The organism is Paraburkholderia xenovorans, from assembly GCF_046030735.1.
In the GTDB taxonomy this organism is placed as follows: domain Bacteria; phylum Pseudomonadota; class Gammaproteobacteria; order Burkholderiales; family Burkholderiaceae; genus Paraburkholderia; species Paraburkholderia xenovorans_A.
In genome coordinates, this window is the sequence record NZ_JAQQBV010000074.1 from 1 (window position 1) to 8,484 (window position 8,484).

At 57.7% G+C, this 8,484-nt stretch carries 6 protein-coding genes and 2 pseudogenes; 3 read left to right on the forward strand and 5 right to left on the reverse strand.

Translation table 11 applies throughout. The features are described from left to right. Positions 1-641: pseudogene (locus PQQ51_RS33775) on the reverse strand (integrase); the annotation flags it as partial. 180 nt (positions 642-821) lie between these two features. On the opposite strand from PQQ51_RS33775, the pseudogene PQQ51_RS33780 reads away from it, so the two are divergent. Beyond that, positions 822-1,049: pseudogene (locus tag PQQ51_RS33780) on the forward strand (transposase domain-containing protein); the annotation flags it as partial. A 327-nt stretch (positions 1,050-1,376) separates the two neighbouring features. Here the strand turns inward: PQQ51_RS33780 and PQQ51_RS33785 are convergent. From PQQ51_RS33785 to PQQ51_RS33795, 3 genes are all read right to left on the reverse strand, one after another. Next, a complete protein-coding gene (locus PQQ51_RS33785) occupies positions 1,377-3,014 on the reverse strand; it encodes an HAL/PAL/TAL family ammonia-lyase (protein ID WP_097275695.1) in 1,638 nt (545 codons plus the stop codon). 502 nt (positions 3,015-3,516) lie between these two features. Then, on the reverse strand, positions 3,517-3,867 hold the full coding sequence (locus PQQ51_RS33790) for a UTRA domain-containing protein (protein ID WP_408501533.1): 351 nt from the start codon (positions 3,865-3,867) through the stop codon (positions 3,517-3,519). Then, positions 3,810-3,962: a GntR family transcriptional regulator gene (locus tag PQQ51_RS33795; protein ID WP_408501534.1), complete on the reverse strand. Its 153-nt coding sequence runs from the start codon at positions 3,960-3,962 to the stop codon at positions 3,810-3,812. Before PQQ51_RS33795 ends, PQQ51_RS33790 begins: the two co-directional genes overlap by 58 nt. 472 nt (positions 3,963-4,434) lie before the next feature. Here PQQ51_RS33795 and PQQ51_RS33800 point away from each other — a divergent pair, with 472 nt between their 5' ends. Continuing rightward, entirely contained in the window at positions 4,435-5,721 is a 1,287-nt protein-coding gene (locus PQQ51_RS33800) for an MFS transporter (protein ID WP_257026652.1), read from the forward strand. Positions 5,722-5,763: 42 nt separating this feature from the next. Further along, positions 5,764-6,768 carry an ornithine cyclodeaminase family protein gene (locus tag PQQ51_RS33805; protein WP_097275697.1) on the forward strand — a complete coding sequence of 335 codons (1,005 nt, stop codon included), beginning with the start codon at positions 5,764-5,766 and terminating at the stop codon, positions 6,766-6,768. 796 nt (positions 6,769-7,564) lie between these two features. Here PQQ51_RS33805 and PQQ51_RS33810 read toward each other — a convergent pair. Then, positions 7,565-8,484, reverse strand: a 920-nt coding sequence (locus PQQ51_RS33810; RefSeq protein WP_408501535.1) for an IS110 family RNA-guided transposase, incomplete at its 5' end; no start/stop codon positions are given.

Consider the following 8,484-nt stretch of genomic DNA (forward strand, 5'->3'; position numbering starts at 1 on the left):
AGCTCTTCGACCTGCTCGCTATATTGCATGCTCCGGAACCGCAGGTAACTGCGCAACGTTACGCCCGCTACGTGAGCTGTTCCAGATTTGCATCCGTCGGGGTAACGAGTCACGAACCGATGGACATCCCGAATCGTTAGCTGCTCCATGTCGATGGGGCTGCGACCAAAGCGCTGATGTAAGAAATCGCGAATGAGTCGACCACGCTGATATCGCGTACAGTCGGCAAGGCCGCAAACGTCCTTGAGGTACTCGGTGAAACGACATACCTCCAGTTGTACCGATTCCGGTTCTGCCAACAAAAACCGGGGGACAGCGCACGCGCCCAAGACGACGAGCAAATGCTGAAGTGCGGCACTGATGTCTGTTCGACCTCTGGGAATCGGATCGGGGCAGGTACATCGAGGCAAATGGCCGTTTATGAAGCTACGGGCAAGTCGATCATCGACACGCGTTACGGCTATGCGGTGTGTCGTGAGCCAGTGCGCAAAGTGCGCGACGCACCTCACGTAGATGTTGATGGTGCGAGCTGCATAGCCGGACTCAACGAGATATTCGCAGTAACGCTCAGCGAAACGAGAAAGATCGCTGCGCCACAACCATGCCTGAGGTTGCGACCGTAAGGGGATCAAGCCGATCATGAGGATTCTCCTGAATGGATAACAACCCAAACAGGAAAGCACCTTTTTTATGTGGAGTTTGCTCCTACCTAACGATCCAGGCAAGGTGCGTCGCACGGACGATCACGACGTTACGTACAACGAAAACTCTGCATAATTTCCAGCTCTACATTATTGCGTCAATGCAATTATGTGCATTGTCGCAAAAATTATCTGTTCGTCGGCTCCGACAGCGGGGGCGAGCGGGCCGCCGCGATGTATAGCTTGATCGGGTCGTGCAAGCTCAACGGAATCAACCCGCGTGCCTACCTGGAATACGTCCTGACCCACATCGCTGATCACAAGATCTCTCGCATCGACGAATTGCTGCCTTGGAATGTGGCTGACAAACTGAAACCCCTCACCCCGCACACACTCTCAATCGGGTAGATCTGGATAGATTTGGATGGATCGTGCCCACGATCGCCGATCGTGGGCACGATCTACCTTGATCTACACGGACTCCGACACGCCATCACCATCATGCATCACTCGCGCGCGCGTGAGGACACGGCCCAGCCGAGCCGCTTACGGACTGAGACTCAACTGGTAGCAATTGTTTGTCGATTCGAGGTCCGCAAAAGCCGGTCTTTGACCGGTACCGGCCGGGCAGTGGCTATTGCGCACAGCGAATGTCTCAAGTGGTCAAAGATTGTAGGATTCCTTCCCTACGCAGCCGGCCGGGCGCGCCGGAGAGCCGCAGGCAGAACCTCCGGTTTAGTTCGGGTACTGTTTCAGCAAAACGGCTGCGGCGCGGAATTCCGGCGTGAACGGACGGTCTTCGTCCCTGAAAGGTACGACCTTGCGTAGCGCGGAAAAAAGCTTTGCGGTATCGGGCGAGAGCGTAAAACCCCCTTCCTTCTGGCGCAATTCTACCGCTTGGGCCGCTGAGATGAGTTCAATGCCGAATAACTGGAAGCTGTTATCGATTTGCTTCTGCACGTGGCGAATAGCTTGGGGTGCATTCGTTGCAATATCTTCAATATCCCCCGCAACCGGTAGATAATCGAGAGACACCGGCATGGCCAGTTCTTTATTCTCTGCGGCGAGCATCATCGGCGGCTTTTCCATTGCGCCGAACGCATGCAAAGTGTGATCGGTACCCAGGAAGCGGCTCAGGTGCGTGAAGCGAGGATCGTTCAACTTGACGATGCGTTGCGCCGCGGCAAGCGAGTTCTGCGCGAGCGCAGTGCCTGTTTCCTGGAACGACAGCACCCACGGCAGCGGCTCAAAATTCGCATTAGGCAAAATGGCTCCGCCCGCACTATTCGTTACATACGCCCGCTTTGCCTGGAACAAATCCGACTTCGCCTTCACGCCAATCGCGGCGCCCGGGTTGTCATCGGAGGAATTCAACTGCAGTTCGATCAGCTTGCGGTCGTCGTCGTAGCTCTTGTCGATCTCGCCCAACAGGAAAGGCGCGTCGCGAAAGCTCAACGGATCCTGAAGCGCCCGGGCGTCGTCGCGTTGCCACAAGCTGCTGCCGCCTAGCATCGAACGCAATGTGGCCCCCGTCTTGACCACGTAGGGGAAAGGATGCAGCGCCAGCGCATCTTCCAGAAACGGCGACACGTTGCCGTTCAGCCCCTGGAGGCTCATTGCATAAACCAGCTTGGCGACACGGCTCAACTGGTTTAGATCCACGAGCGCCAGCGCCGCCATGCCGGTTGCGTAAGCATTGGAACTGAGGATGCCGAGCGCATCCTTGCCCCACGGCTGGATCGGCTGGATCTCCGCCATCTGCATGGCCTGCGCGGCCGGCATTTCGACGCCGCGATAGTAGACGTCGCCCTCGCCCATCATCGTCAGGCCGATATGGCTCAGGATTGTGATATCCGCTTCGCCCATGGATCCATCGACCGGCATGGCGGGGGTGATGCCCAGGTTCAGGAACTGCACGAGCTTCTCGACCACGGCAGGCTGGACGCCCGATGCTCCGATGAGCATTTCGTTGAGACGGGTCGCCATCGCGGCGCGCGCCGTCCGCACTTTCATGTCGGGACCCACACCGGCCGCGTGTGCGTGCAGGAGCGCGGCGTTGAAGCGAGTGGATGCCTGCAGCACTTCGGGCGTCAGCTTACCGTTGACATCGACCATTTGCAGGTCTTTATTCAGGCCGACACCCACCGTCAGGCCATAAATGCGCTGGCCTTCCACGGCGGCTTCCAGGATCAGGTCGTGACCTTTAACAACACGTTCGCTGGCTTCGCGAGTGACACGCAATTCCTCGCCGTCGGCAATGCGCGCGATGGATTCCGGCGTAGCGGACATCCCGTCAAGAACGATCGTTGCCTGACAGGCAAAGGCCGGAATAAGCAATAGTATTCCCGCTACGCACTTCACTGAACCTAACATTCGTCATCCTTGCAATAGAGCTATTCGTTCGGAGCTGAAGCAACCGCGGGACTCGCAAGCCCAATTAGCCGCTAACACCGATGTCCTAAACATATATCATATGTATAGACAACTAACAAACGGCGTTTAAAAAATAATCGAACGAAATTGTTTTGGCAAGCACCAGCGCTGATCTATAGGATCGACGCGGCGTCGGGTGAATGACTTCGTGTGCGAGGCCAACCGAAAATTTGTATAGACAGGATAGTTTGACGGAAGGGCACGGCGCACGGAGCCTAACGCGCAAACGTCTCGTTATCGCAGGATTACTTTTCCGTCAGCCTGCCACGGCCGACTACAACTTGCCGCTCAGTCAACAGCGGCTGGCAAGATGCCAAAGAATGACATCGGTTGTGATCTGGCCGCGAACCCACGTGCGCCGATGCAGCACAAGGCACGGCTCACCAATCGGCATTCGCAAGGTCTGCCGGGCTGCCGCCGTGGTTTGCTGCGCCGTGACCCATTACTCCACGCCCTGCGCCGGCACCAGGCTCGTCATGTAATCGTTCGGTGTCAGCGCCCGAAAATCCTGGTTGATGTAATCGGGAAACAGTACGCCGCTGGCACGCCGATCTTCGGACTGAATAGGCACTTTATTTTCGAAATGCACCATGCGCGAATGAAATGCGAGGCCATCGGGCGGCAACCGCAGAGCCTCCAGTGCTTCCGGCGCAGATGTCTGCTCCAGCGGCAGGACTTCGCTCGTGTGCTGGTGCCCGCGCGACTTGATTTCTTCCGCGATGTTCAGGATTTCGATCAGCGTAGACCGGTAACGGGAATCGGTGACAAAGGTCCCTGCCCCGCGAATTCGCATAGGACGCGCTGCGTGGCGAGCTCTCGCATGGCGCGATTGACCGTCATTCGAGCCATCCCGAATTCAGCCGCGAGCTTGTGTTCGGACGACATCATGTCGCCTGAGCGCCATTCTTCGGATTCGATCTAGTCCTTCAACTGCTGATAAGCCAGTGCAGCCGTCGGAGTGCTTTTTGTCAACGCGTATGAGCCGAGTTCGAACCGTGAGGCTGAATTGCATAGGCTGCAGCGACGCTGCCACCAAAGTGCTGGCCGGAGCACACCGTGCATCTTGCAGCCGGATGCAGCAGGGTTGAACAAATATTTCATCGCATCGAAGAAATGGATTTGGAGCGACCGGTTCGATCGGGCACACCCTAAGCTCTAACTTGTATATACATATTGAGGCCCCTTGCTTGCCTTTCACGACAATTATCCGCCTAGTGCGGTCCGTCCATCGATGGGTCGATTCGGCGGCTCAAACAAAAGTTTAAAGATGTATAGACATGTTCTTTTGGCAGCCGTAGTATTTTGCATCAGGCCCACGCTGGAGGCCTACCCGCTTGTCCGACCTTCCCGGAGCCAACGAATGACGCGAAGTGAAAATCGCAAGGCGTGGATCATGGTGGCCCTCGTGTTCATGTTCATGCTAATCAATTTTGCAGACAAGGCGGTGATCGGACTGTCCAGCGTTCCGATCATGAGGGAGCTGGGCCTTAGCCATGCCGAGTTCGGTCTCTTGGGAAGCAGCTTCTTCATCCTGTTTTCGGCGTCGGGCGTGGTGGTCGGCTTCCTGTCGAACCGGTTCAGCACGAAGCTGATCATGTTGGTCATGGCGCTCGTGTGGGCGCTCGCCGTGCTGCCGCTGACCGGCAGCGCGACCTTCACGTTCTTGTTGGCCACGCGGGTTATTCTGGGTGCCGCTGAAGGACCCGCCTTCCCGGTTGCGCTGCATGCCGTGTATAAGTGGTTCAACGACGGGCGGCGGGCGCTTCCCACCAGCATCGTTGCATGCGGCGCGGCGGTTGGCACGGGCGCAGTGGCCCCGCTCGTCACCTGGATCATCGTTCATTACAGTTGGCACTCGGCGTTCGGCGTGTTGGGAATGGTGGGATTGATCTGGTCGGCTGTCTGGTTCGCCATTGCAAAAGACGGACCTGTCGATGAAATTCCCAAGCGCAGCAATGGCCTGCTGCACAGGATTCCATACACCTCGTTATTGCTCAGCCGGACTGCACTGGGCGTGTATGCGGGCGGCTTTGCCGCTTACTGGGTGATCGCGCTGAACATTGTCTGGCTAGCGAATTACCTGATCAAGGCGCTTCATCTGCCGCCCCCCACGGCCGCATGGGTGATCGTCCTGCCTTCGGCTATGCAGATCGTGCTCGCCCCGTTGTGCGCATTCATTTCGCAGCGCCTGGCCCGGCGCGGCTATTCGAGCCGCGTCTCGCGCGGCGTGCTCGGGACAGGGTGTGTGACGATAGCTGGGGTGTCGATGGTCTGCATGCCCTTCGTCGAAATGGGTGTATTGAAGATCGTCCTGATCGGCTTGAGCTTCTCGATTGGCAGCGTGATTTTTACGCTGGGATCGACCTTGATCGGCGAAATATCCCCCGCGTCGCAACGTGGCGCCGCGTTGGGCGTGACCAATTCCGTTCACACGCTCGCCGGTCTGTTCGCCCCGGTTGTGATGGGCGGCATTGTGGACGTGGGTGTGAATACCTTGCAGGGTTTCCAGTCCGGATACGTCTGCGCGGGTATCTTCGTCGCGGCGATGGGACTGATCGCGGCCGCCTTGATCCACCCGGAGTCGGACCTCATTCGTTTTCGCCAGATCAACGCTCGCAGCGGAATCGCCGACGAGCCGGCTTACTAGGCGGCTATGGGCGCCAGTCTTATTCTTTTAGGAGATATTCAAGTGCAGGAAATCTATCTGACCTACCTTAACGGCCCGGACATCAAGAAGCTCGACATCACCAATGGCGAAATTCTTGCCGCCGTAGAACAGGGACTCAAGGCACAAGGCGAGCAGAAAACCGTCATTGAGCCGCGCGTTCACTTAGTTCCTAAGGATTCCTCTATAGGCCACTTCAACGTGCTGCGCGGTGTGGTGCATCCGCTGGGTGTGGCGGGCGTCAAAATAGTGGGCGATTTCGTCGATAACTACAAAGTGGGCCTGCCCTCAGAGCTCGCGCTGCTCAACCTGTTCGATCCCTCTACGGGCGTTCCCAAAGCGATCCTGGATGCGACGTCAATCACCGACATGCGCACGGGCGCCATGACCGCGCTCGGCGCGAAATACCTAGCGCGCAAGCACAGCAAGGTGCTGGGTCACATTGGCGCGCGCGGCACGTCTTACTGGAACGTGCGGCTACTGGATCACCTCTTCGACTTCGATGAAATTCGCGTCCATTCGAAGCGTCCTGAAAGCCGCGATTCTTTTGCGAAGCGGCTCTCGGATGACCTCGGCAAGCCGGTCATCGCGGTGGACAATTGGGAAACCTGCGTGCGCGGTGCCGACATCGTGGTCGAGGCATCACGCTTGCCTGAGCCGCAGCCGTTGCTCAGGACCGAATGGATCAAGCGTGGAGCGCTGGTGATGCCTTACGGCACCATGAGCGCGGTCGACATGTCGCTCACCGACATCATGAGCAAGGTTGTCGTGGACGATTGGGGGCAATGTCGAAAAGGTTTGCCGTTCGGCGCACTGCGACGCCACGTGGACGAAGACAAGATCACCGAAGAGAACCTGCACGCCGAACTGGGGCAGATCGTGGCGGGACGTAAACCCGGTCGTGAGAACGATGACGAGACGATTTTGTTCTGGCATCGCGGGCTGAGCCTGAGCGATATCTCGCTGGGATCGGCGATGTTGGAGAAAGCGAAGTCGATGGGACTCGGGCAGACGTTAAGATTTGCCTGATACGTAAGGGCGGCCCATCGAAAAAAAGTTCTGTCGCGTAGCTGGGCGCGATCATCCGGGTCCGGCCCCCTTAGGTAGGGTCGACAACTGGGTGCGACACGTGTTGCCGTCAGCCGCGCGTTATGCGGCATGCAGTGGATGGCAAAGCTCATCCTTGCCTTGTCACATTCAGCCATCGAATATTGAAGGTTGAAGCTATGACCTGTTGTACGACCAGCAGTTGCCTACCTGGACATGCGTGATTGGTAACCATCGGGTGTGAATCTCTAGGGACAATGCACCTCTCCGAAGGATGGTCTCGAAAGTGAGAAATTCCGAAGACCGAGTCCGCAACTGTAGGGCGAAGGCAGCATGGGTAGCCGAAATCTGACCGATGCGGCTATTCCACTTCGGCGGGGTGGAAGCGACGGCACGATGACAAGGACATGCTAAGCAACTGGAGAAGCTCTCCTTGCTCTGGCGCGAAATCGCCAGAGCAAGGTAGGTCCCAACTAATGGAATGGACGCCCCCACCCGAAACGGCATCGATGTGCCAAATCTATGGTCCACCCCATTTTTGCAACCCTGGTCTTCGATGGCGAGTTGGCTTGCTTAAATCTATTCGGCGTCGTTGTGGGGATTGCTCCCCGCGCCACGATGAGATTCGCGCCTGACGATCCTTAACAGTGGATCGGCTTCGAAAAGCCTCTTTGGCACTCAGGTTTTTCGTCGGGCCGGTGTGCCGTTCACGTCATCAATTTTCAGTCGTCGCAAAACCAGTGGGATGATTGGTAAATAATGATGAAGCTGTGCTCGTTCAGAGTGGGTGGCTTGTGAAGCCGGCGTCGAATGTGGTTTGGCGCGCAACAATGGCCCAGGCGGTTCGGGCTAGCTTGTTGGCCAGCGCACACGCCACCACGTTTGAATGCCGCTGGGCGAGCATTGCGCGAACCCAGTCTGCCAGGCGACCGGTTCGTTTCTCCAGGCCTCGCATGTAGGCTCGGGCGCACAGGACGAGCAGGCGCCTGACATTTTTGTCGCCGCGCCGGCTGATCCCGAGAAGATTGGTCTTGCCGCCCGTACTGTATTGCCGGGGAACGAGCCCAACCGATGCCGCAAAATCACGACTGCATCCGTACTGCTTTGCGTCGCCCATTTTCGCGGCCAACGCGCTTGCGGTGACCGGACCGACTCCCGGGATGCTCATTAGGCGCTGTCCGACCTCGTCCTCAGCGAGCTGACGTGCGAGCTCCTGGTCAATCTCACCGATCTGTTCCTCAAGGTACTTGAAGTGCTGGTGGAGGCGTTCGAGAATCGCAACTAGCCGGGGCGGTAGTTCATTCGTGGCAAGTACGGCCGCCAGACGTGTGACGGCAGTCTTTCCAATCGGCAGACTGATGCCAAACTCGAGGAGAAAGCCATGCATCTGGTTGACGGTTCTGGTGCGCCCGCGCACCATCGATTCACGCACACGATGCAGCACGGAAAGCGTCTGTTGCGATTCCGTCCTCGGGGATACGAATCTCATGGCCGGGCGCGACGCTGCTTCGCAGATCGCTTCGGCATCGACGAAATCATTCTTGTTTGACTTGACGAATGGCCTGACGAACTGCGGCGAGATCAGGCGCACCGTGTGCCCGAATTCGGCCAGCTTGCGGGCCATATGATGCGAGCCGGCGCAGGCCTCCATAACGACAGTACAGGCATGGAATGTCGCGAAGAATTCGACCAGTTGTT